The sequence below is a fragment of the Apilactobacillus kunkeei DSM 12361 = ATCC 700308 genome, from assembly GCF_001281265.1.
Classification (GTDB): domain Bacteria; phylum Bacillota; class Bacilli; order Lactobacillales; family Lactobacillaceae; genus Apilactobacillus; species Apilactobacillus kunkeei.
In genome coordinates, this window is sequence record NZ_JXDB01000001.1 from 1 (window position 1) to 26032 (window position 26032).

The window sequence follows — 26032 nt, forward strand, 5'->3', positions numbered from 1 at the left end:
ATGGATAAAGACTCTTTATGGGAAGCAATCAGTAAAGCTTTTGAAAAAAATTACTCCACTACAACCTATTCAACATGGATTGCTACAGTTAAGCCCATTAGCTTAGTCGGAAATGAGCTAACACTAGAACTTCCATCTCCTCTCCATCGTGATTATTGGGAAGATAAATTAGAGGACTCTTTAGTAGAGTATTCATATCAAATAACTAAAAGAGATATCGTTCCAAAATTTGTTTTAGAAGGAGATCTTAGGAGTTCTAATAGGAAAGATGATGCCGTTAAAGAGAATTCAGGCAGCGCAAACAACAATGAATTCTTAGAAAACAGCCATCTAAATCCTAACTATACATTTGAATCCTTCGTTATCGGTAAAGGTAACCAAATGGCGCATGCAGCGGCGCTAGTTGTTTCCGAAGATCCAGGAAAAATGTATAACCCACTTCTTTTGTACGGAGGTGTCGGTTTAGGAAAAACCCACTTAATGCATGCAATTGGTAATAAAATCTTAGAAGACAATCCAACTGCAAACATTATGTATGTAACTAGTGAATCATTTACCAACGATTTCATTAATGCCATTCAAAATAATGAAACAGAAGCATTCAGACAAGAATACAGAAATGTTGATGCATTACTAGTTGATGATGTTCAGTTCTTTGCTGATAAGGACGGAACTCAAGAAGAATTCTTCCATACATTTAATGATTTGTACGAAAATAAAAAACAAATTGTTTTAACTTCTGATCGTTTACCTAATGAAATTGCAAAGTTGCAAGATCGTTTAGTTTCTCGATTTGCTTGGGGACTTCCAGTAGATATTACTCCTCCAGACTTAGAAACAAGAATTGCTATCTTGCGTGCAAAAGCAGAAGGAGACGGGATTCAAGTTCCCCCAGATACGCTTAACTACATAGCTGGTCAATTTGATTCAAACGTTCGTGAACTAGAAGGAGCATTGTCACGTGTTCAAGCATTCGCTAAATTCAAAAAGGTTCCAATCACAACTGATTTGGTTTCTGATGCTCTCCGCGGTCTTAACCGAGGAGATTCAAAACCAGAAATTACGGTTGAAAACATAATCAAATCAGTTTCAAATTATTACAACGTTTCTATAGACGACTTAAAAGGGAAAAAACGAGTTAAAACAATCGTTATCCCTCGTCAAATAGCAATGTACTTAAGCCGTACCTTAACTAATAGTTCTCTTCCAAAGATTGGCAGCGCCTTTGGCGGTAAAGATCATACAACTGTCATCCATGCTTACGATAAAATAGCCGATGCAGTTCAATCTGATTCAACAATCAAAGAACAAATCCAAGAACTAAAGGAAACATTAGAGAGATAAAGTCTGTGGAAAAATGTGGTGACTTATCCACAACTTATCCACATGTGCAAAACTTTGTATCCGTAAGAGTAAATAGAGTTTTCCACAGTATACACAGGCCCTACTACTACTGTTTTAACTATATATATTAATTAATATTAAATATTACATGCGAGGAGACATTCAAAATGAAATTTTCAATCAAACGATCAGCATTCATTCAAGGAATAAATATGGTTTCAAGAGCTATTTCATCAAAAACCACTATTCCTATTTTGACAGGTCTAAAGTTAAGTGCATCAAACGAAGGTTTAGTATTAACTGGTAGCAATGCTGATGTTTCTATCGAAACTGTTATTGACAGAAACGATGCAGACAACGAACTAATCATCGAAGAAGAAGGTTCCATCGTTTTACCTGCTAGATTCTTCAGTGGAATCGTTAAGAAATTACCTAGTGATAAAATGACACTTTCTGTTGCAAATGGTTTCCAAACTGAAATCACTTCAGGAACTTCATCATTCACTATCAATGGTTTAGATGCTGCAGATTACCCTCACTTACCTGAAATCGAAAACGATAATGAAATTTCACTATCAGGTGACGTGTTCAAGGAAATTATTAACCAAACTGTTATCGCAGTATCAAACCAAGAAAGTCGCCCTATCCTAACTGGTGTTCACTTTGTGCTAAAGGACGGTACTTTATTTGCTGTCGCAACTGATTCACACCGTCTAAGTCAACGTAAAGTTGCCCTACCAGATAACCAAGGCGAATACGACGTTATCATTCCTGGTAGCAGTCTTTCAGAACTATCAAAGATGATCTCAGACGATACTGAAAACGTTAAGATGAAGATTACCGAAAACCAAGTGTTATTCACTATTGGCAACACTTACTTCTACTCAAGACTTCTTGAAGGAACATACCCTGATACTTCTAGATTGATTCCAAAAGATTCCGAAACTAACGTTCAATTCGATGCCTACGAACTACTTGGTGCGATTGAAAGAGCTTCTCTTCTATCTCACGAATCAAGAAACAACGTTGTTAAGCTAACTATCAAAGCAAATGTTAAACAAGTAACCATCTCTGGTAACTCTCCAGACGTTGGTAACGTTGAAGAAGAAGTTGAAAGCAAGGAAGTTGTCGGAAATGACTTAGAAATTTCCTTCAACCCTGATTACATGAAGGACGCCCTACGTGCCTTTGGACACTCAATGATTAATGTGGCATTCACATCATCACTACGTCCATTCACCCTTGTTCCTTCTGAAGATGCTGAAAACTTCATCGAATTAATCACCCCAGTACGTACTTTCTAGGGATTTTAATAATTCATCTAATAAAACGCGATCCTCGTCTAATAAAGGGTCGCGTTTTTTTAATTTACAAATTAATAATTGTTTGAAATTTTGCCATTTTAGTCTAAGATATATTAAAAGGAGGGGTTTGCATGTCTAAGCTAAAGTCAATCCAGGACTGGACCTACAACAACGGATTAGATTTCACATATCTAAGTGATCCGAAAACAATTCAATACTTAACTGGATTCTACAGTGATCCAGTAGAGAGGGTATTAGCATTAATTGTATTTCCTGAAAAGGATCCGTTTATGTTTGCACCCGCATTGGAAGTAGAAGCAATTAAAGATACTGGTTTTCCATATGATGTTTATGGGTACTTAGATCATGAAAATCCATGGAAAAAGATTGCTGCTCATATCCAACAAAGAGTGGCAACGCCAAAATCTGCAGGAATTGAAAAAGAAAATTTAACAGTTGTTCGTCTAGAAAATTTACACAGAGAGTTGCAAGATGTAACTTTTGAAACTGACGTCACTGATTATTTGAACACAATGCGTTTGATTAAGACTCCAGACGAAATCGAAAAGCTAAAGGAAGCGGGTAAAGAGGCCGACTTTGCTTTTGAAAAAGGTTTCGCTGCTTTAAAAGCAGGGAAGTCAGAAAAATCAGTCGTAGCTGAATTGGAATACGCACTAAAACAAAAGGGTGTCATGGAAATGAGTTTTGATACCTTGGTTCAAGCAGGGGCTCATGCTGCTGAACCACATGGTGCAACCTCCGATAATTTAGTAAAAGAAAATGAAATGGTGCTATTTGATCTAGGGACAGTGCATGATGGATACATCTCAGATGCCACCAGAACTGTTGCCGTAGGTGAAATTAGCGACAAACAAAAAGAAATCTACGATGTCTGTCTAGAAGCTCAATTAGCTGCGATGGATTTTGTTAAACCAGGTGTAACAGCTGAAGAAGTCGATAAGGTCGCAAGAGACATTATTGAAAAGGCGGGATATGGTAAATACTTCATTCACCGTTTAGGTCATGGAATGGGGATGTCTGAACACGAATTCCCATCAATTATGGAAGGAAACAAGATGGTTTTAAAACCAGGAATGTGTTTCTCAATCGAACCCGGAATTTATGTTCCAGGATTCGCTGGTGTCCGTATCGAAGATTGTGTTTACGTAACTGAAGATGGATGCGAACCATTTACCCATACACCTAAAGAAATTAAATATTTATAAAATAAGACCCCTTAGAAAGTTATCTAAGGGGTTCTTTTTGCGTTTAAAGTGATTTTTTTAGGATATGAGCGATTTTGGCATGGATTTAACAAACTAGTAAGCACATTTATATAATTGCTTAGAAAGGCGAAAATCAGCTTATAAACTATACTTTTGACCTCCAAAAGGGTATAATAATACATAGGAAAAGGTGGGTGAAGTTTTGAAAAAGAATGTTTTCATCGATACCGAATATATAACATTAGGTCAGTTGTTGAAGGAAGAAGATATCGTGTCTTCCGGTGGTCAAGCTAAGTGGTATTTGAAGGACCATGCAGTGAAACTAAACGACGAACCTGAAAATCGTCGTGGTAAGAAATTATACGACGGTGATAACGTTGAAGTTATTGATGTTGGTTTGTTTTTTATTCGCAAAAAGTAGGCTTTATTTATGAAATTAAGAGAACTCAAATTACGTAATTTTCGTAATTATAGCGATGTAGAGGTGCAGTTCTCACCTTCAATTAACGTCTTATTGGGTAATAATGCCCAGGGAAAGACCAACATGCTAGAAGCAATCTATGTTTTGGCATTAACGCGTAGTCATCGTACCAATAACAATCGCGACTTGATAAATTGGGAAAATGAAAATGCGCAGGTCTATGGCGAGGTTGAAAAAGAACTAGGCACCACCAAATTGGAAATTGATTTGGGAAAGAAAGGCAAACGTGCAAAAGTAAATCAACTCGAACAGGCCAAGCTATCCTCATACGTGGGTGAACTAAATGTGATTTTGTTTGCTCCGGAGGACTTATCCATCGTTAAGGGAGCGCCAACGGTTCGCCGTCGCTTTATGGACATGGAATTTGGTCAAATGAGCAGCCGTTATTTATACAATAATTCTCAATATAGAAAGATTCTAAAACAACGAAATAATTATCTAAAGCAGCTACAGCTAAAAGAGGCTTCGGATAAGCTTTATCTAGATGTCTTATCTGATCAATTAGCAGCTTATGGTGCTAAGTTAATTTTTCAACGTTTGGAATTATTGAAGAAGTTGCAGGGATGGGCTGCAAATATTCATGCCGAAATTTCTCAAGGTAAGGAAGAATTGAAGTTTAAATATGTTTGCGCATTAAAGAAAAAACAGCAGACCAATGAAAATGACATTTACACTGGTTTAAAGGAATTGTTTGAAGAAAATAAGGACAAAGAAATCAGACAGGGTAATACGTTATATGGTCCACATCGTGATGATTTACAGTTTATTATCAATGGAAAAGATGTTTCGACATTTGGCTCACAGGGCCAACAAAGAACATCAGCACTTTCGGTTAAGTTAGCCGAAATTGATTTGATGAAGGAAGAAACGAATGAATATCCAATCCTATTATTGGATGATGTTTTATCCGAGTTAGACGATAATCGTCAGACTCATTTATTGAAGTCAATTCAAGATAAAGTGCAAACGTTTTTGACGACTACGAGTCTAAGCGGAATTGCTCGCGACTTAATATCTGATCCAAAGGTGTTCAATATTTCAAGTGGGCAAGTCGTAGAAGAATAGTCTGAATTAGGGGAGGAATAAAGTTGACTGAAAATGAAAAAGAAGAACAAAGAAGAAAAGCTGACGAATATAATGCCAGCCAAATTCAAGTTCTAGAAGGTCTAGAAGCGGTACGTAAACGTCCAGGTATGTACATTGGATCAACCAGTGTTCAAGGTCTCCACCATTTGGTATGGGAAATTATTGATAATGGGATTGATGAAGCCCTAGCTGGATTCGCTGATACCATTCACGTAACTGTTGAAAAAGATAACAGTATTACAATCGTCGATAATGGACGTGGGATTCCTACTGATATCCAAGAAAAAACTGGAAAGCCAGCCCTAGAAACAGTATTTACTATCTTGCATGCCGGAGGTAAGTTCGGTGGTGGCGGATACAAGGTTTCTGGTGGTCTTCACGGGGTTGGGGCATCAGTTGTTAATGCGTTATCAACTGAACTAGACGTAACCGTAACTCGTGATGGTAAGAAGTACTACATGGACTTCAAACGTGGTCACGTTAATACCAATATGAAGTTTATTGGTGATGATGATCCAGATAACCACGGTACTAAGGTTCACTTCCTTCCAGATCCAGATATCTTTACTGAAACAACCACTTACAACATCAAAACTTTAACCGAAAGAATTAGAGAACTTGCTTTCTTAAACAAGGGACTAAAGATTTCACTTCGTGACAACCGTCCAGAAGAACCAACATACGAAGAATTCCACTATGAAGGTGGTATCAAGCACTACGTTGAATACATCGATAGTGAAAAGACACCATTATTCGAAGAACCAATCTATGTTGAAGGAATGGAAAATGACATTTCAGTTGAAGTTGCACTTCAATACACCGATGACTACCATAGTGAAATGAGAACATTTACCAACAACATTCACACCATCGAAGGTGGTACTCACGAAGAAGGTTTCAAACGTGCATTAACTCGTGTTATCAACGATTACGCTCGTAAGAACAACCTACTAAAAGAAAAAGACGATAACTTAACTGGTCCTGACGTTCGTGAAGGTTTAACAGCTGTTATTTCTGTTAAACATCCGGACCCTCAATTCGAAGGACAAACTAAGACTAAGTTAGGTAACTCAGACGCAAGAACTGCTACTGATCACATCTTCTCAGAACACTTTGCTAAGTTCTTATTTGAAAACCCAACACTAGGTAAGCAAATTGTTGAAAAGGGTGCATTAGCTTCTCGTGTTCGTGCCGCTGCTAAGCGTGCTCGTGAAGTTACCAGAAAGAAATCAGGACTAGAAATTTCTAACTTGCCTGGTAAGTTAGCCAACAATACTAGTCGTGACCCTGAAATCTCTGAATTATTCATTGTCGAAGGGGACTCCGCGGGTGGATCTGCTAAGCAAGGTCGTTCCCGTTTGACTCAAGCCATCTTGCCAATTAGAGGTAAGATTTTGAACGTTCAAAAGGCGACAATGGACAAGATTTTAGCCAATGAAGAAATCAGATCAATGTTTACAGCAATGGGTACTGGTTTCGGTAATGACTTTGATATCGAAAAGGTTCATTACCACAAACTAATTATCATGACCGATGCCGATGTCGATGGTGCCCACATTCAAACACTTCTATTGACATTGATTTACAACTACATGCGTCCATTAATCGACGCTGGATATGTCTACATCGCTCAACCACCTTTGTATCGTTTACAACAAGGTAAGATGATTAGATACATTGCAAATGATGATGAATTGGAACAATGGAAGGCTCAATTGCCTGCATCTCCAAAACCTAGCATCTCTCGTTACAAGGGTCTTGGTGAAATGGATGCCGAACAACTTTGGGATACTACTATGAACCCAGATAACCGTCGTTTACAAAGAGTTGAAGCCAAGGATGCTGCACAAGCTGCCGAAATCTTTGATATGTTGATGGGTAACAAGGTAGAACCACGTCGTAAATTCATTGAAGAAAACGCCACATTCGTTGAAAACTTAGACATTTAACATGGATGTTTCATGTGAAACATTTTAATGTAACGACCATGAATTGGAGGTAAAAACATTGGCCAATAATGAAGATTTATCAAGCCATCGTATTGAAAACGTTGACTTATCTGAAAAAATGAAAACATCATTCTTGGACTACGCAATGAGTGTTATCGTTGCGCGTGCCCTTCCTGATGTTCGAGACGGAATGAAACCAGTTCACAGAAGAATTCTATACGATATGCGTGAACTTGGTTTGACTCCTGATAAACCATTCCGTAAATCTGCCAGAATCGTAGGTGATACTCTTGGTAAGTATCACCCCCATGGTGACGCTGCAGTTTATGGATCAATGGTTAGAATGGCCCAAACATTTAGTTATAGATATCCATTGGTTAATGGACATGGTAACTTCGGTTCTGTCGATGGAGACGGTGCCGCTGCCATGCGTTATACCGAAGCAAAACTAAGCAAAATTGGGATGGAAATGCTAAGAGACATTAACAAGGATACTGTTGATTTCCAAGATAACTTCGATGGTAGTGAAAGAGAACCAGAAGTATTACCTTCTCGTTTCCCTAACCTACTTGTTAATGGTGCTTCCGGAATTGCCGTTGGGATGGCTACAAACATTCCTCCTCACAATTTAAGCGAAGTAATCTCAGCAATTCATATCTTAATGAACAATCCAGAAGCTACTACTGCTGACTTGATGGAAGCATTACCTGGACCTGACTTCCCAACTGGTGGTGTCGTTTTAGGTAAGTCTGGAATTAGAAGAGCCTACGAATCTGGTAAGGGTAGTATCGTGCTACGTGCCAAGACTGAAATCGAAGAACAAAAGAGTGGTAAGCAACGCATTATCGCTACTGAAATTCCATACATGGTTAATAAGGCGAAGTTGATTGAACACATCGCTAACCTTGTTCGTGACAAACGACTAGATGGAATTACAGATATCAATGATGAATCTGACCGTGATGGTATGAGAATCGTAATTGATGTTAGACGTGATGCATCTGCTCAAGTTGTTCTAAACAATCTATACAAGCTAACATTAATGCAAACTAGCTTCAGCTTTAACATGCTAGCTATCGTTGAAGGTACTCCAAAGATTTTAAGTTTGAAAGAAATCTTAAATGAATACTTGGAACACCAAGTTAACGTTATCAAACGTCGTACTGAATACGAATTAGCCAAAGCTGAAAACCGTGCGCACATCTTAGCCGGTTTAATCGTTGCTTTGGATAACATTGACCGTGTTATTACAATCATTCGTGAATCACAAACCTCAGCAATCGCCAAGGATCAATTGATGAGTGAATTCTCACTAACTGATAAGCAAGCCCAAGCTATCTTGGACATGCGTCTTGTTCGTTTGACTGGTTTGGAACGCGACAAGATTGTTAGCGAACATGCCGAACTATTAAAAGACATCGAACGTTACAAGGAAATTCTAGGTAGTCGTGAAAAGATTAATGAATTAATCTATCAAGAATTACTAGAAATCCAAGAAAAATACGGTGACGAAAGAAAGACTGAACTACGTGTTGGAGAAGTTCTAAGTATCGAAGACGAAGATCTAATCGCTGAAGAAGATATTATGATTACATTGACTCATAACGGTTACATCAAGCGTACTGCTACTTCAGAATTCAAGAGCCAAAACCGTGGTGGTCGTGGGGTGCAAGGAATGGGTGTCCATGATGATGACTTTATCGAACACCTACTAGCAACTACTACCCACCATTCATTACTATTCTTTACCAACCTAGGTAAGGTTTACAGAATGAAGGGTTACGAAATCCCTGAATACGGTCGTTCCGCTAAGGGTATTCCAATCATCAACCTATTAGGAATTGATACAGATGAAAAGATTCAAGCTGTTATTCCAGTTGACGATAACGAAAGCAACGACGGTAGATTCTTATTCTTCACAACCCTAAAGGGAACTGTAAAACGTACACCAATCGATGAATTCCAAAACATCAGAAGTAATGGTCTAAAGGCTATTCACTTGAAGGATGAAGACGAATTGATGCGTGTATCAACAGTATCTGAAGACCAAAACATTATTATTGGTACTCACTTAGGGTACTGTGTCAGCTTCAAGGTTTCAGACGTTCGTTCAATGGGACGTTCTGCTACCGGGGTTCGTGGTATCCGTCTAAGAGAAAATGATTACGTAGTTGGTGGGGATGTATTAGATCCAAACGACAACGTCTTCGTTATCTCCGAAAATGGTTACGGTAAGCAAACTCCTGCTTCCGAATACCAAATTAAAGGCCGTGGTGGTAAGGGTATCAAGACAGTTAAGGTGACTGAAAAGAATGGTCCATTAGCTGGATTGACTACTGTTGCCGGGGATGAAGATATCATGCTTGTTACTGACAAGGGTGTTATGATCAGATTTAGTATTTCTGATGTTTCACAAACCGGTCGTGCTACTCTAGGGGTTCACTTAATCAAGATTGATGAAGATTCTAGAGTATCAACTGTTGCCCGTGTTCAAAAAGAAGACGAAACAGAAGATGATGCTGAAGAACAAACTGCTGAAGTAAGTTCTGACAATGCGGAATCAACTGACGAAACAAACAACAACGAAGAATAATCTTCAAACAAAAAAGCTTTCATTTAGGGCGTAAAAGTCCTATGATGAAAGCTTTTTTATTGTGGTTGTTCATCAATAAATCTATAATTAAGCCTTAATACACGTTAAAAAACGGGGGTGAGCGAATGGAAAAGCAAAATCAACTAATGCAGAGCCAGTCCAACCAACAAATTATTAAGTCACTGACAAGTAATGGGTTGGGGTCCTTTAGTTATGGAATCTTTCAGTACGGAATTAGTTTCATGCTATTGCATGCCACCCATTCTCCATTGAGTTTTGGGATGAACATTGCCGTCGGTCCCTTGATTAGTTTATTGACGTTTATTCCGATTGGAAACTTCGTCGATACCCATAATCATAAGCGCATTATCTTTTGGGGCTACGTATTAAGGATGATTGGTTTTCTCGCTTTGGCCTTAGCGCTACCATTTTTCCATGGTGGATTATTATTGATTCCAGTCGCAATCTTCATTGCGATTGATTCTATTTTGGTGAATCTGAGGAACACAGCGTACTCAGCATCAATTCGTCAATTAGTAAGAATGTCGGATGTTGCCAAACTGACTTCGCTCACCACCGCGGTGGCATCCGCTTCTAGAATATTATCGCCCGTCTTAGGGATTACACTGTATGCTTTGATTAGTGTCGAGGGATTAATTGCTTTGGAAATTCTAGCCACTTTGGTGGCGATGTTAATTATGATGTCTCTTCATTTCTACGAGGTTAAAGCTGAAAAACAAGAACGCGTATCGCAAAGACAGCAGTTTAAACAAACCCTTCAATACGTTAAAAAACGTCCATTTATTCGTGACGGTATCGTGGCTGAAATCGTGGTTAACTTCTTCTACACAGCTGTTGTTACTGGTAGCCCATTCATTATCGTTAACCAATTAGGTTTGCCCAATTCGGTCGTGATTTGGACCGAAACCGGGTACTCAATTGGCTATCTAACCGGTAGTTTAATCACCAGTCGATTAAGACAACAAAATCACTTTGGGCTTAAGATTATGTCGACTATGATTTCGGTCGGAATCAGTTTAGTAGGATTAGGATTCCTATTCACTGTTACCAAGAATCAAATGATTGTTTCGGTAATCGGGATGCTATTGTCATTATTAATGGAATTATCCTTTGCCATCTTTGACTTGGCGATTGAAATTCGACTTCAAAGTACCGTTGAACATAACATCTTGGGTAGAGTTAGTTCCACACTATATACGGTTGGATACGCCATTATGCCATTTGGAACATTGGTATACACATGGTTATACGACATGTTCCCACGCGGTAGTTTCATTATGATGATTAGTGGATTGATTCTAATCGTCTATACCGTATTGAGTATTTCCCAATTTGTTCGAAACATCAAAAAGGACGATTTATATGTAGAGGAACATGCGGATCAGATTAATTAAGGATAATAATACTCACAGCGACTAATTGAACTAGCAGTCTAATAATTTAATAAATTATTAATTAAAACTTTATTAAATTGATGATAGAATTAAATCATACAAAAGATGAGGGGATATTCTTATGAATTTTAAGAGAGATTTAAAGGCTTTGTTGTTTGTCTTTTCATTACTCCTTTTGCTTGCTATGGGGGTTAGCGCTAATGCCAGCGTTAAGACGTATCATCAAAAGGGATATGCTTTGAAGGGTGGCTATGCGACACACTTCGTAAACAACGGAAACTATGCATACATTCCTAAGTATAGCTATGGTGCTAGCAAGGGTTATTATGAAAACTCAACTTACCAAACATCATCATACACAATGAATGCTAAGGGCGGTAATTTCCGTCGTAACGCCAGAACTAGTATTTACCTACCAGTCTCATATAACTGGAGCGGGGACCTTGGAAATCCACAAAGTGTCGCTATTTCTAAGTCTGGACAATATGCTTACGTAATGTACCCATTTGCTAAAACTACTATTGTTAGATACGATTTATGGAAACTTCACAGCCTAGGTGTTGATACCAACAACATGGCAGCGCTAAGAATGGGTGTTAGAAATCGTGATCCACAAATTATGTCAGCAATTAAATTTGGTCCTAAGTTCTATGCCGGTCACGGTCAATCACTAGCATTGAACCCAAAGACAAACATGCTTTGGTATGTAAAAATGGATGTTGTTTCAAGAGCACCTTCATTGGTTGAAGTTAGTCCAACTACTTTAAAACCAATTAAGCAAATTAAGTTTAAATTCAGTCGATCTTATTCAATCAATAATGAGTTAGCTATTGATAAAAATGGAAACTTTTACACATATGTAAAATACCGTATGCAAGGGAAATCTGCTGGTAGAATCGTTATCTTTAAGGGACAAGTTAAGAACAACCACGTTACTTTCCGCGCTATCAAGCAAGGTCTAGCAAATGGTCAAGGTTTCCAAACCCAAGGAATGGGATATAACCCAGCAAGTAATCGTTTATACTTTGTTTCCGATGGCGTTATTTCATCAGTTCCTGTAAACAAACTAAACAAATTACGTCCAAGGGATGTTAGAACAACCAAGTTCAAGACTAACCTAGAATTCGAAGGAGTTGCCTTTAACCAAGCCGGTTTAGGATACATCCTAACAATTCGAGGATCACAACTATTTACTATTAATAACTTTTAAAAATAACGGGAAAGTTTCTTTGCGTATATATAAATGTATCGCAGAAAAACAATCCCGTTTTTTGTATTGAATATTTTATTTTTTAATGTTAAACTTATTGAACGTGAGTATTGGTTATAAATAACTCGTACTCCTTACTCAACCCAACAGGTTGGGTCTAAAGTCCACAAGGAGGTGTAATTCATGGAAGAACACAAATATGAAATTACTTACATCATTCGTCCAGATATGGAAGAAGGAGCTAAGAACGACTTAGTTACTAAGTTCGACAAGGTTCTAACTGACAATGGTGCTAAGATTATTGATTCAAAAGACTGGTCAAAGCGTCGTTTTGCTTACGAAATCGCCGGTTACAACGAAGGTGTATACCACGTCGTTAACCTAACTACTGCAGACAAGACTGCACTAGACGAATTCGACCGTCAATCAAAATTCAGTGATGACATTCTACGTCAAATGACTGTAAGAAGATAATTTAGAATTTAAACGTTTTAAAAAAGAGAGGAGTAATTTTCAGCATGATTAATCGTACAACTTTAACTGGTAGATTAACACGGGATGTTGATTTGCGATACACTCCAAGCGGTTCAGCCGTAGGTAACTTCACTTTAGCTGTTGATCGTAGTTTTACCAACCAACAAGGTGAAAGAGAAGCAGATTTTATCAACTGTGTTATCTGGCGTAAATCCGCTGAAAACTTTGCTAACTTCACCCATAAGGGTGCTTTGGTTGGTATTGATGGACGTATTCAAACAAGAAATTACGAAAATCAACAAGGCCAAAGAGTATATGTTACTGAAGTAGTTGTAGAAAACTTTGCATTACTAGAACCTCGTTCAAGTAACCAAGGTAACAACAACGCCGGCAACAATGCTCCTCAAGCAAATGCAGGAAATAACAATCCTTTTGCTTCATCAAACAATGCTGCCCCATCTAATGGTGGTAACAACTCAGCGGATCCATTCGCTAACTCTGGTGATCAAATTGATATTTCCGATGATGATTTACCATTTTAATGTGTAAATAAAAGAGGAGGGAAATTTAATGGCTCAACAAAGAAGAGGTGGCCGTCGTCGCCGTAAGGTTGACTTCATCGCCGCAAACCACATCGAATACATCGATTACAAAGATACTAACCTATTAAGTCGTTTCGTATCTGAAAGAGGTAAGATTTTACCACGTCGTGTTACTGGTACTAGCGCAAAGAACCAACGTAAGTTAACTCTTGCTATCAAGCGTGCACGTATCATGGGCTTAATGCCATTCGTTTCAGAAGACTAAAAATAACTTTTGACTGGGATTGATTTTTTATCAATCCCAGTTTTTTTATATTTAAAATTATTGATATAAAGGGGATACAATCAATGTTTGTAGCTCCTTTTTTTGAATAATCACTTAATGTGATAAAATAAAGATATAAAAAAATAAAAAAAGAGGAGTTACAATGAAAAAATTGTTCTCGCTAACTAACCTACCTCCATTTTTAAAGAACCAGGTTCTTAGATGGATTGCGTTAGCTTTAACCGTATTATCAATCTTTGGTTTGGTTGTATCTTTCCTATACGATTGGAAATCCGGTGTCCTTTTCTTAGTATTCGTATGTTCATTGTTATCTTACATCTTTAAGAAAATGAACGATCTAAGTGTCAGCACCGATAATTACATCTCAGACCTTTCATACCGTATGCACCGTGGTGAACAAGAAACACTCTTGGAAATGCCAGTTGGTGTATTAATGATTAGTGAAACAGGAGTGATTGAATGGGTAAACCCATATTTGACTCCTTATTTTGGTGATCAAGATTTACTTGGTAAGACCGTCGAAGAAGTAAACGAAGAATTATCCGACATCCTAGAAAATAATTGGGATAATCCTGATTACGCAACGGTAAAGTGGGAAGACCATTACTTTACAATGTTGATTCAAAAGGAATATCGCACCATCTACATGATGGATATCACTAAGTACTACCAAATCGAAAAAGACTACAACGACGAAAAAATCGCTGTTGGTCAAGTTTTCTTGGATAACTACGATGAAATTACTCAATCAATGACCGACCAAGAAATCTCAAACCTAAATAACTACGTTACCAATGAATTGACTATTTGGGCGCAAAAATTTGGTTTCTTCATCAAACAAGTGGATGAAGATCACTATATCATGATGGCCTACTCAAAGGTTCTAAAGGATATCGAAGATGACAAGTTCAGCATCCTAGACGAAATCCGTGAATCAACATCTAAGCAAAACTATCCAGTTACTTTGAGTATCGGGATTGCTTATGGTGAAGACAACCTAAACGACCTATCTGAACAAGCCCAAAGTGATTTGGACTTAGCTTTGGGTCGTGGTGGAGACCAAGTTGTTGTGAAGGCCAAAGATCACGAAGCACGTTTCTATGGTGGTAAGACCAACCCAATGGAAAAACGTACCAGAGTTCGTGCTCGTATGATTTCTCAAGCATTACAAGAACTATTTAAAGAAGCAGATACTATCTTTGTGCAAGGTCACAGCCAACCTGATATGGATTCAATTGGTGCCTGTCTTGGTATTCATCGTTTAGCTAAGATGAACAATAAGCACTGCTACGTTGTTATCCCAGATGGAACTTTCCATTCAGATGTACAACGTTTAATTGACAAGACCAAGGAAGATGAAACCTTAGCTCCTGACATTATCACACCAGAAGAAGCTCTACAATTAGCTGACGACAACAGTCTTTTAATCATGGTTGACCACTCTAAACCATCAATGAGTGTGTCTGAAGACCTATACAACAGATTGGAAAGCAAGGTTATGATTATTGACCACCATAGACGTGGTGAAGAATTCCCTGAAAACCCAGTCTTGGTCTACATCGAACCATACGCTTCATCAACCTGTGAATTGATTACCGAAATGTTCGAATATCAATCACAAGATGCCGAACCAGTAAGCAAACTAGAAGCAACAGCAATGTTGACAGGTATCTTTGTTGATACTAAACAATTCACTTTACGTACAGGAACTAGAACGTTTGATGCTGCATCATACCTACGATCAGCAGGTGCTGATTCAGAAGAAATGCAACAATTCATGCGTGAAAATCCTGATGCCTACATGGCAAGAATGCACCTAATTTCAATGGCCAAGGTCGTTGAAGGACACGAAAACATGATGTATGTAGCCGGTGAAGAAGACAAGGTCTACGATCCTGTCACTGCTGCACAAGCTGCTGATTCAATGCTAAACATGTCAGGTGTAGAAGCATCTTATGTTATCTCTCATCGTCCAGATGATTTAATCGGTATTTCTGCAAGAAGTAACGGTGAAGTCAACGTGCAAAGAGTAATGGAAGAATTAGGTGGTGGTGGTCACTTATCAAGTGGTGCTACCCAAATTGCCGACAAGACAATTGAAGAAGTGGAACACATGCTTTTGGATTCCATCAATGAAGTAAAGAGCGAAGAAGCTCCTGAAGAATCAGAAGACAATTAATTCATTCATTTAAAAAAACACCCAGAGAGTTTATAATAATATAAAGACATTAAGAGGAGTGATTTGAATGAAAGTTATATTTTTAGAAGATGTTCGCGGTAAAGGTAAACGTGGAGAAATCAAGAACGTTTCCGACGGATATGCACAAAACTTCTTAATTAAACAAGGTAAAGCTAAAGAAGCAACCAACTCAGCATTAAGCCAACTTCAAGGCGAAAAACACGCCGAAGCAAAAGAAGCTGCAGCTGAACTACAAGAAGCCAAAGATTTAAAGGCAAAACTAGAAGATGATAAGACAGTCGTTGAATTATCTGCTAAAGTTGGTGCTGACGGCCGTTTATTCGGATCAGTATCCTCAAAACAAATCGTTGCAGAAATGCAAAAACAACATGGCTTAAAGATTGATAAGCGTAAGATTGAATTGGGTGAACCAATTAAAACTTTAGGTTACACTAACGTTCCAGTTAAACTACACAAGCAAGTTACTGCTACAATCAGAGTTCATGTAAGTGAAAAATAATCTTAAAGGAAATCGAGGGGTAGTATGAGTAACGAGTATATGAATGGTCAAACACCACCACAAGATTTAGATGGTGAAAAAGCCGTCTTGGGTGCTGTCCTATTAGACAATGAAAAATTAGCAGAAACCCAAGAATTTATTACCTCTGATGATTTTTATCGACATGCTCATCAGTTGATTTTCGCTGCTATGGAGACCTTGGGTGACAAGGATGAACCAATTGATGCGTCGACTTTAAGAACTGAACTTGAAGGTGGCCATAATCTAGAAGACGCTGGTGGTGTGGCCTACTTAGCTGAATTAGCAACCACAACACCAACCGCTGCCAACGCCGTTTATTACGCCAAAAACGTTCATCAAAAGGCAGTTGCTAGACGTCTAATTAAGACCGCAACTGACATCGTGACCGAAAGTTACAACAATAACGGAAACATTGATGAACTATTGGATAACGCTGAACGTTCAATCTTAAACGTTTCAGAAGATAGAAACAGCAATGGTTTCAAGTTCATTGGGGATGTTTTAGGACAATCTCTAGACAGTATTCAAGAATTAGCTCAACAAAAATCAACAGTTACCGGTTTGTCGACTGGTTTTCCAGCACTAGATAAAATGACAACCGGTTTGCATGATGATGAATTAGTAATTCTAGCCGCTCGTCCAGCCGTTGGTAAGACTGCGTTTGCCCTAAACTTAGCGCAAAACGTGGGTACCAAGTCTGGAAAGGCCGTCGCTATTTTCAGTTTGGAAATGAGTGCTGAATCACTAGTTAGTCGTATGATTTGTGCCGAAGGTAGTATTGATGCCAACCATTTGAGAACTGGTCAATTGACTGGGGAAGAATGGCAAAGCGTCTACATGGCAATGGGTAGTCTATCCAATGCCAGCATCTATATCGATGACACTGCCGGAACTAAGATTTCCGAAATTCGTGCCAAATCAAGACGTTTGGCCAAAGATACAAATAATCTTGGTCTAATCGTGGTCGATTACTTGCAACTGGTTGATGGTGGTAGCCAAGAAAACCGTCAACAAGAAGTTTCATACATTTCACGTCAATTGAAGAAAATTGCCAAGGAACTAGGTGTTCCAGTTATTGCGCTATCCCAATTGTCTCGTGGAGTTGAACAACGACAAGATAAGCGTCCGGTTCTATCTGATATTCGTGAATCTGGATCCATCGAACAAGATGCCGATATCGTTGCCTTCCTATACCGTGATGATTATTACGAAAGAGAAGACGGCGACGATGATGAAGAAGAATCAGAAGTAGAAGAAAACAACGACGTAGGTGAAGTTGAAGTAATTATCGAAAAGAACCGTTCAGGTCCTCGTGGAACTGTTAAGTTACTATTTATCAAATCACATAATAAGTTCTCATCTATCGCATACAATCCAGATGATGAGGGTTAATTAAAACTAAATCCTTAGCGTTTGCTAAGGATTTTTTTGTCAAAATTCGGGGGTGAGAGAATGAATGAAATTAAACTGCACTGGTTATTCTTAGGATCATTAATCAATAACATTGCGGTAAGTACGGTCTGGCCGCTTACGACCGTCTACATGCATGATGCATTGGGCAAGTCATTGACTGAAGTCGGTATAATTTTGTTCCTATACTCAAGTTCTAACGTTTTGGGTAATTATATATCGGGGAAACTATTTGACCGCCATAATCGCTATATTTTGACGATAATGGGGATTATTACTTCTGTGTTAATATCGTTTGGATTAATTTTCTTCAATGGCTGGCCATACTATCCAATTGGATTGGTATTATTTGGCTTCACGACTGGTTGGAACCTAACAATGATTAATTCCTTAGGGACTACCGTTAAAATGAAGTCAGGGCGTTATATTTTCAATATGTTATACCTAGCGCAAAACGTCGGGGTGGTGTTTGGAACGATTGCGGTTGGTTTTATCTATCCAATCGGAATTGGCTACGTATTTATGTTGACTACTGCTATATTGATGGTTTACGGAATTAGTGCCATTTTTACCTATCACAAAGAGGGTTCGATTTATCCAATTAAACGTGATTCCATTAAGAAGACAAAGGTGAAGTTACCACGTCCAAATTGGATTATTGTCACCACATTCTTTGTGACACTAGCCATCATTTGGATTGTCTATGAACAATGGGTATCCAACATGTCGGTATACATTACCGGATCAGGCATTCCATTATCAATGTATAGTTTGTTGTGGACTTTAAATGCATTCCTTTTAGTAGTGTTCCAACTATTGATCAACTGGATTGCACAAAAACACGACAGTCTATACTTCCAAATTTATTTTGGAATTCTATTTATCGGTTTGTCATTCTTCACGCTAATCTTTACGCATACCTATACAGGATTCGTTATCTCAATGATTGTTCTAACATTGGGAGAAGCATCCGTAATTCCTTCAATTCCAGCGTTGGTCAATGAATTAACACCGGTTGAAGTAAAGGGTAAGTATCAAGGATTAACCAATGCCTGGGCCGCAATTGGTAAGGCGATTGGACCATTGGTTGGTGGAATCATCATTGATGCCACTTCGTATGGATTATTGTTCATCATTTGTACAATCACGTGCGTGGTAATTATTTTAGGGTCAGAATTAATCGCTAGATATTCACGCAAAAAAGTAACTAAATATTCAGAATAATAGGTTCGCCATTTTTATAGCGAACCTTTTTTATTAGAATTATATTAGAACGATAAACTTTGCCATGTATCTATCATTATTTTATCTAATGTTAGCATCGAAAACGTAAATGATAAAATGGTTAGAAAATCATTGACCTTTTTGAATGGAGAGTCTAGTATTTGAAATGTTCAATAAATAAAAAACAAATAACTAATAAAATATTTTTGATGAAGGTAATTAGATCTTTAGCCGTACTAAGCGAGTGTCGTTGCTGAAAGGGCATTATGACTACTGATTGAAAGACTTGATTGTATAAGTTCACTTTTCTAGGTGAAATGGTTGTACCCATTATCGTACCGCGTATGAAACATTAATTTGTGTAGTACGAGCGAGAAAATATTTGTGAAAATATTTTGAATCTGGGTGGTACCACGTTACAAACGTCCCTTGGCCAATTGGCTGAGGGACGTTTTTTTAGTTATTTGTTAAAAAGTTGGGAGAGATTTATATGCATAGAAAAATTTTTAAGAACGCCAACATCTTTGATGGAGTCCACGAAGATGTCTTTAAAGATTTTAGTTTTGCAGTCGATGTAGAAACGGGAAAGATTATTGAAATTGCTCAAGAAATTTCGCCAGCAGCAGATGATGAAGTAATTGATGTAAATCATAAGTTTGTCGCTCCGGGTTTAATCAATGCCCATACTCACATCACCAGTGATCCTAACGTTAGCACTGGAGGTGATAAGGACGTTGTAGAAACCACAGTCGATGCCATCAAGGCATTACGTGCATTCTTAAAATCTGGCTGTACATACGTCAGACAATGTGGTGCTAGATACGGAATCGATATACCAATTAAACGTTTAATTACCGAAGGCAAAATCAACAATGTTCCACACATGATGGCTTCAGGTAAAGCTTACACAATGACTGGTGGACATGGGGATTATGCCAATGGTGGAAACGTTGTTGATTCTCCAGATGAAATGAGAAAGAAGATTCGTGAAGGATTAAAAGCTGGTGCTGATTGCATTAAAATCATGGCATCTGGAGGTGTCATGTCACCTGGTGACTTTATGGATGAAGCTCAATTAACAATTGAGGAAATGAAAGTTGCTGTTTACGAAGCACATAACAAACATAAGATTGTCGCAGCACATGCTGAAGGTAATCCAGGAATCAGAAACGCTATTGAAGCCGGTGTAGACTCTATTGAACACGGCTTTTACGTTGATGATGATGAAATTGCAATGATGAAAGAGCGAGGTACATATATTGTTCCTACCATTATCGCTGCAGCATCTGTAACTGAAAAAGGAAAAGATACTTTGCCTGAGTGGGAGCATCAAAAGATGGCTAACGCAATGGATGATGCATATACCAACGTTAAAAAGGCGTATGAAAATGGTGTCAACATTGCATTAGGAACTGATGCTGGAACTCCTTATAACTACTTTGATATGACCACACCTAAAGAATTAGAAATGATGGTTGAACGCATCGGAATGAGTGAATTTGAAGCATACAGAACTTCTTATAAGGCCGCCGAGTTAATGAAAATTGATGACGAATACGGCTCGATCGAGAATGATAAATATGCGGATTTCATAATCATTGATGACAATCCAATGGAAGATATCAAAGCAGTTCAACAAAAAGATAAAGAAGTGTATGTAAGCGGAAAAAAAGAATTTTAGATTGGGGGATGAATTTTATGAAGAAAAACAAAATAATTGTTGGATCAACCATGATTATGATGGCCATTGGCTTAGCTGCCTGTGGTAAGTCAAACTCAGCAAGTCAAACATCTAATAATGGAACAACTAAGCCAATTAATTGGATGGCATCAGCAGAAATTACAACTTTAGACCCATCAAAGATTGTTGATGCTGAAACTTCAAACACATCATTAAACTCTGAACAGGGGTTATTAACATATGGTGACAAGGGTAAATTAGAATATGGAATTGCCAAGAGTTACGATGTTTCAAAAGATGGTAAGACATACACATTCCATTTAAGAGATAACGCTAAATGGAGTGATGGTAGCAAGGTAACCGCCAATGATTTCGTTTACGGAATTCAACGCACAGTTAACCCTAAAACTGCCGCACAAAATACATATGATTTCGATCATATCGTAAATTATGAAGCTGTAAGTAAGGGCCAAATGTCATACAAGAAGTTAGGTGTTTCAGCACCAAACGACAAGACAGTAGTATTTAAACTATCTAACCCACAACCATACTTTAAGTACCTAGTAGCTGGTACAGATTTCCTACCTCAAAAACAATCATTTGTTGAATCAAAGGGTAGCAAGTATGGAACTAACTCAGAAAATCAAATTTACGATGGACCATTTAAGGTTACCGGCTGGACCGGAACCAATGATACTTGGATGCTAGAAAAGAACGACAACTACTGGGATGCCAAAAGTACTAAGCTAGAAAAGATTAAGATTAACGTTGAAAAAGACGCCAACACTGCCTACAATGAATATCAATCAGGTCAATTGGATGAAATGATGTTAGCTGATAAGGAACAAGTTAAACATTACAAGGGCACTCCTGAATTCCATCAATTATCCAGTGCTCGTAACAACTACTTAGAATTTAATGAAGACAGAATTTCTGCATTTAAGAACGTCAACATCAGAAAAGCACTATCAATGGTTGTTAACAGAAATCAATTCGTAAACGACGTAATGGGTGATGGATCATTCCCAGCTAAGGGATTAGTTTCAACCGGAATGATGAGTAGAAATGGTGTTGATTTTGCGGATGCTGCTTACGTTAAGGATGCTGCTACCTACAACAAGAAGAAGGCTCTATACTACTGGAACAAAGGGATGAAAGAAATTGGCAAGAAGTCACTTACATTCAACATCTTATTTGATGATACTTCTGAAGGTAAATCAATCACTGAATTCCTACAAAGTTCAGCATTTAGCCAACTACCTGGTTTGAAGGTAACTGCTACTAATATTCCAACTAAGACACGTTTGAGCAGACAAATTGCTTACGATTACGACGCCACAGTTACTGGTTGGAGCACAACATACCCAGACCCAATCTCATTTTTGCAATTGCTAACAAGTACCTACCCATACAACTTCGCAAGATGGAAGAATTCTGAATACGACAAGTATGTAAATGCTGCATCAACTACTGATGCTAATAATTCAGCAAAGCGTTGGGATGACATGGTTAAGGCCGAAAAGATTCTTATGAATGAACAAGGAGCTGTGCCATTCTACCAAAGTTCAGAACCACAAGTTGTTAAGACTAATATTAAAAATGTTACTCATTCAGCTACTGGTCTAGCATGGAACTTCAGTAAAGCATATGTTGAAAAATAACAATAAAAAGAACCCATTGGAGGGTTCTTTTTTAGTTCTCCATGTTTTATTTGATGAAATATTTTCATTTTTCTAATACTAAATTAATAATTGGTTTGACATATTCACTCTTATTAGCATATTATGGATGAAATATTTCTAATCTTTTTCTAATATAAAACGAGGAGGTTGATTAATATGTCAAAATTAATTAACAAAATTAGTAAACGAATGGGAAACGTTAAACCAGATGCGATTTTGTCATTTGGAGCTTCGATTTCCGATGTTGATGGATTAATTCCATTAACCATCGGAGAACCCGATTTTAATACCCCTGATCATATTAAGGAGGCAGCTATCCAAGCGATTAATGATAATCAGAGTCATTACAGTGATTCTCGCGGGATTATTGAATTGCGTGAAGCTGCCGTTAACTTTTTAGCAGATAAATATGGGTTAAATTACGATGCTGATACTGAATTTATCGCTACAGTTGGAGTAACAGAAGCTGTATTTTTAACATTTGCAGCAATCCTAGATACAGGAGATGGCGTGATTATTCCATCTCCAGCATTTTCTCCATATTTTAATAATGTATCATTTTTTGGTGCACATCCGATTGAAGTTGATACATCCAAAGATGATTTCGTACTAACTCCTTATAAATTAGAAGAAGCGATTAGACAGCATCCAGAAGTTAAAGCGGTTATTATTAATACTCCTAATAATCCGACAGGTGTTTCATACACTAGAGAACAATTGAAAGAACTGGCAGATGTAATTAAGAAATACGATATTTTCTGTATTAGTGATGAAATCTACAGTGAATTAAACTACGAGCATGAACATGAATCTATTGCAGAATTTATTAGAGATCAAACGATTGTATATAATGGTTTATCAAAATCTCATGCGATGACTGGATGGAGAGTCGGTTTGGTATATGGCCCTGCCGATATTATTAATGTTATTAAATCTATACACGAATACAACGTTAGCTCTATAACTGACAATGCTCAATTTGCTGCTGCCGAAGCGTTGAAGCATGGTAGAGATGATGGACCGGAAATGAAGAAGATTTATGAAAAACGACGTTCGTTATTACGCCAAGGCTTATCTGATATTGATATTGAAAGCGCCAATCCAAGCGGTGCATTTTATATTTTTGCTAAAATTCCAGAACAATTTGGTGAAGATGATTTTGCCTTTTGTACGAAACTAGCGAAAGAAGCTAAAGTTGGTACAATGCCTGGAAGTGCTTTTGGAAAAGCTGGAAAAGGTTATTTCCGTTTGAGTTATGCAACTAGTGAAGATAACTTAAATGAAGCATTGAAACGCATTGCTAAATTCGTGGAGGATAACTAGATGAAAATATTAATGTTTAATACCCAACCATACGAGATAGAAGATTTTGAAGCCATTGCTGATGAGTTGAATGTGCAAATTGATCACATAAATGAAGCATTAACATTGGATAACGTTGATAAAACCAAGGACTATGATGCTATTACCATTCAACAACATGGTGCTCTTTCTGGTGATAGTTTATACAAACGTTTGGCTGAAAATGGAATCAAACAAATATCATTACGTAGTACTGGATACGAAATTATCGATTTAAATTTAGCCAACAAATACAATTTAAAAGTAACCAACGTACCTGGATACTCCCCTCGTTCGGTCAGTGAATTAGTATTAGCTGATACGATGGCGTTATTACGACGATTAAAAGACTACAGTAAACGTGAGGAGAGAAACGACTTTAGTTGGACTGGCGGACAAGCCCGTGAGATTCATAACTTAACTGTTGGGGTAATCGGTGCTGGAACCATCGGAAGTGCATCCGCACGCATTTTTAAAGCGCTAGGAGCACGCGTACTAGCGTATGATCCCGTGCAAAGAACTGATTTGGCTGATACGGTAGAATATGTTGATGTAAACTACCTATTATCCGAATCAGATGTCGTAACTATGCACACACCTTTAACTCCTGAAATGGATCATTTTATGAATTTTGAGCGATTCAAGAAAATGAAAAATGACGCTATTTTCATTAATGCTTCCCGTGGTGGAGTCGTTGATACTGATGCGCTAGTTGCTGCTCTAGAAGCAGGTGAAATCGGTGCAGCAGGAATCGATGTTGTCGATGGTGAAGCTGGAATTACCAGTGTTGATCTTGGCGACAAGGGATACGACAATGACAACTTAAAAGCTTTAATTGCGATGGATAATGTAATTGTTACTCCACATATTGCTTTCTTTACCGATGTTGCGGTTCACAATATGGCTTTATTCTCGGTGAGAGATGCTATCAAGATTGCTAGCGGACAAAAGGCCTTATATCAAATTAATTAAATAAAAAAAGAACTCATTTTGAGTTCTTTTTTATTTGACAGTTTTAACATTTGTGATATAGTTGCATTTGCAACAAAAATAAAAGGTGTGATATTTTATGGATTCGTTGAAGAAGATAGGTGTTATCGCTAGGTCGTTGGATTCGATTAGTAATATCGAGTTTAAAGAGTACTCATTATCTAAAGGCCAATATCTTTATTTAGTTCGTATTGGTGAAAATCCAGGAATTATATTGCAAGATTTATGTGAACTCATTTGTGTTGATAAGACAACTGGTAGCAGAGCAGTTAATAACTTGGTAAAAGCTAGTCTTGTTGTCAAGAAGACGGAAAAGACAAACAAGAAAAATCAACTTCTATACTTAACTACAAAAGGTGAAGAGCTTTATAAAGTAGTGGCGAGAGAAAATGAATATTCCAACAATGTTGCTCTAAAAGGTTTTACGGAAGAAGAAAAAACAATATTTAATAGACTGCTAGATAAGGCTAAAGACAATATTTATAAGGATTGGCAAGAAGTTAAAAATGGTGGAAAAAGAAAATATTAGGAGTAATTATATGATTGATTTAAAAAGAATAAAAATTTCTGACGTGTTAGAACTACAAAAAATAAGCATTGAAACTTTTAATGATACTTTTGGCGAATATAATAGTTTAGAAGACTTAAATGAAATGTTTGAGAATAATTATAATTCTGAACAATTAAAATCTGAAATAAATAATCAAAGTACGGATTTTGAATTTATCTATGTAGATGGACAAATAGCAGGGTACCTCAAAATAAATTGGGGATCGGCTCAATCTGAAGATATGGGTAATTCATTTCTTGAAGTAGAAAGAATCTACATAAGAAAAGCATTCAAACGACAAGGATTAGGAACTAAATTAATGGATTATGCCATTGAAAAAGCTAAAAAGCTAGGTAGACAATACATTTGGTTAGGTGTTTGGGAAAATAATTCTAATGCGATTGGTTTTTATCAATCCAAGAAATTTATTCCTTTCTCAGATCATATTTTCATGGTCGGTGAGGATAAACAAAGAGATATATTGATGAAAAAGAAGATATAAAAAAGAACTCATTTTGAGTTCT

The 26032-nt window shown here is 37.6% G+C and carries 22 protein-coding genes; all 22 read left to right on the forward strand.

What is annotated here, in order from left to right:
• Positions 1-1344 (forward strand): chromosomal replication initiator protein DnaA, encoded by a 1344-nt coding sequence (dnaA, locus tag RZ79_RS00005; RefSeq protein WP_054449469.1) that lies wholly within the window; start codon positions 1-3, stop codon positions 1342-1344.
• Between the two features lie 167 nt (positions 1345-1511).
• Complete coding sequence (gene dnaN / locus RZ79_RS00010; RefSeq protein ID WP_053794919.1) at positions 1512-2648, forward strand: DNA polymerase III subunit beta; 1137 nt, start codon at positions 1512-1514, stop codon at positions 2646-2648.
• A gap of 131 nt (positions 2649-2779) precedes the next feature.
• On the forward strand, positions 2780-3874 hold the full coding sequence (locus RZ79_RS00015; RefSeq protein ID WP_054449470.1) for a M24 family metallopeptidase: 1095 nt from the start codon (positions 2780-2782) through the stop codon (positions 3872-3874).
• A gap of 202 nt (positions 3875-4076) precedes the next feature.
• The gene (gene yaaA, locus RZ79_RS00020) at positions 4077-4295 is read left to right on the forward strand and encodes a S4 domain-containing protein YaaA (RefSeq protein ID WP_191978975.1); all 219 of its coding nucleotides are present in this window, start codon (positions 4077-4079) and stop codon (positions 4293-4295) included.
• 9 nt (positions 4296-4304) lie between these two features.
• On the forward strand, positions 4305-5420 hold the full coding sequence (recF, locus tag RZ79_RS00025; protein ID WP_054449472.1) for a DNA replication/repair protein RecF: 1116 nt from the start codon (positions 4305-4307) through the stop codon (positions 5418-5420).
• A 23-nt stretch (positions 5421-5443) separates the two neighbouring features.
• Positions 5444-7390, forward strand: coding sequence for a DNA topoisomerase (ATP-hydrolyzing) subunit B (gyrB, locus tag RZ79_RS00030; protein ID WP_034530633.1), 1947 nt, complete (start codon positions 5444-5446; stop codon positions 7388-7390).
• A gap of 118 nt (positions 7391-7508) precedes the next feature.
• A complete protein-coding gene (gene gyrA, locus RZ79_RS00035; protein WP_237756510.1) occupies positions 7509-9983 on the forward strand; it encodes a DNA gyrase subunit A in 2475 nt (824 codons plus the stop codon).
• A gap of 125 nt (positions 9984-10108) precedes the next feature.
• Positions 10109-11398, forward strand: coding sequence for an MFS transporter (locus RZ79_RS00040; protein WP_054449474.1), 1290 nt, complete (start codon positions 10109-10111; stop codon positions 11396-11398).
• 121 nt (positions 11399-11519) lie between these two features.
• A complete protein-coding gene (locus RZ79_RS00045) occupies positions 11520-12608 on the forward strand; it encodes a hypothetical protein (RefSeq protein ID WP_054449475.1) in 1089 nt (362 codons plus the stop codon).
• Between the two features lie 183 nt (positions 12609-12791).
• Entirely contained in the window at positions 12792-13082 is a 291-nt protein-coding gene (rpsF, locus tag RZ79_RS00050; protein ID WP_034530636.1) for a 30S ribosomal protein S6, read from the forward strand.
• A 44-nt stretch (positions 13083-13126) separates the two neighbouring features.
• Positions 13127-13624 (forward strand): single-stranded DNA-binding protein, encoded by a 498-nt coding sequence (gene ssb, locus RZ79_RS00055; protein WP_054449476.1) that lies wholly within the window; start codon positions 13127-13129, stop codon positions 13622-13624.
• Between the two features lie 28 nt (positions 13625-13652).
• On the forward strand, positions 13653-13889 hold the full coding sequence (rpsR, locus tag RZ79_RS00060) for a 30S ribosomal protein S18 (RefSeq protein ID WP_034530639.1): 237 nt from the start codon (positions 13653-13655) through the stop codon (positions 13887-13889).
• Between the two features lie 163 nt (positions 13890-14052).
• Complete coding sequence (locus tag RZ79_RS00065) at positions 14053-16089, forward strand: DHH family phosphoesterase (RefSeq protein WP_080997398.1); 2037 nt, start codon at positions 14053-14055, stop codon at positions 16087-16089.
• 67 nt (positions 16090-16156) lie between these two features.
• Positions 16157-16609, forward strand: a complete 453-nt coding sequence (gene rplI, locus RZ79_RS00070) for a 50S ribosomal protein L9 (protein ID WP_041152670.1) — start codon at positions 16157-16159, stop codon at positions 16607-16609.
• 24 nt (positions 16610-16633) lie between these two features.
• A complete protein-coding gene (dnaB, locus tag RZ79_RS00075) occupies positions 16634-18022 on the forward strand; it encodes a replicative DNA helicase (protein ID WP_034530644.1) in 1389 nt (462 codons plus the stop codon).
• A 60-nt stretch (positions 18023-18082) separates the two neighbouring features.
• Positions 18083-19264, forward strand: coding sequence for an MDR family MFS transporter (locus tag RZ79_RS00080; RefSeq protein ID WP_054449477.1), 1182 nt, complete (start codon positions 18083-18085; stop codon positions 19262-19264).
• Between the two features lie 490 nt (positions 19265-19754).
• Positions 19755-20945 (forward strand): metal-dependent hydrolase family protein, encoded by a 1191-nt coding sequence (locus RZ79_RS00085; protein WP_034530647.1) that lies wholly within the window; start codon positions 19755-19757, stop codon positions 20943-20945.
• 17 nt (positions 20946-20962) lie between these two features.
• Positions 20963-22606, forward strand: a complete 1644-nt coding sequence (locus RZ79_RS00090) for a peptide ABC transporter substrate-binding protein (protein WP_054449478.1) — start codon at positions 20963-20965, stop codon at positions 22604-22606.
• Positions 22607-22783: 177 nt separating this feature from the next.
• Positions 22784-23950, forward strand: coding sequence for an aminotransferase class I/II-fold pyridoxal phosphate-dependent enzyme (locus RZ79_RS00095; protein ID WP_054449479.1), 1167 nt, complete (start codon positions 22784-22786; stop codon positions 23948-23950).
• The gene (locus tag RZ79_RS00100) at positions 23951-24940 is read left to right on the forward strand and encodes a D-2-hydroxyacid dehydrogenase (protein ID WP_054449480.1); all 990 of its coding nucleotides are present in this window, start codon (positions 23951-23953) and stop codon (positions 24938-24940) included.
• Between the two features lie 97 nt (positions 24941-25037).
• The gene (locus tag RZ79_RS00105; protein WP_054449481.1) at positions 25038-25487 is read left to right on the forward strand and encodes a MarR family winged helix-turn-helix transcriptional regulator; all 450 of its coding nucleotides are present in this window, start codon (positions 25038-25040) and stop codon (positions 25485-25487) included.
• A gap of 10 nt (positions 25488-25497) precedes the next feature.
• Positions 25498-26010 carry a GNAT family N-acetyltransferase gene (locus RZ79_RS00110; protein ID WP_034530652.1) on the forward strand — a complete coding sequence of 171 codons (513 nt, stop codon included), beginning with the start codon at positions 25498-25500 and terminating at the stop codon, positions 26008-26010.
• The last annotated feature ends 22 nt before the right edge of the window (positions 26011-26032 follow it).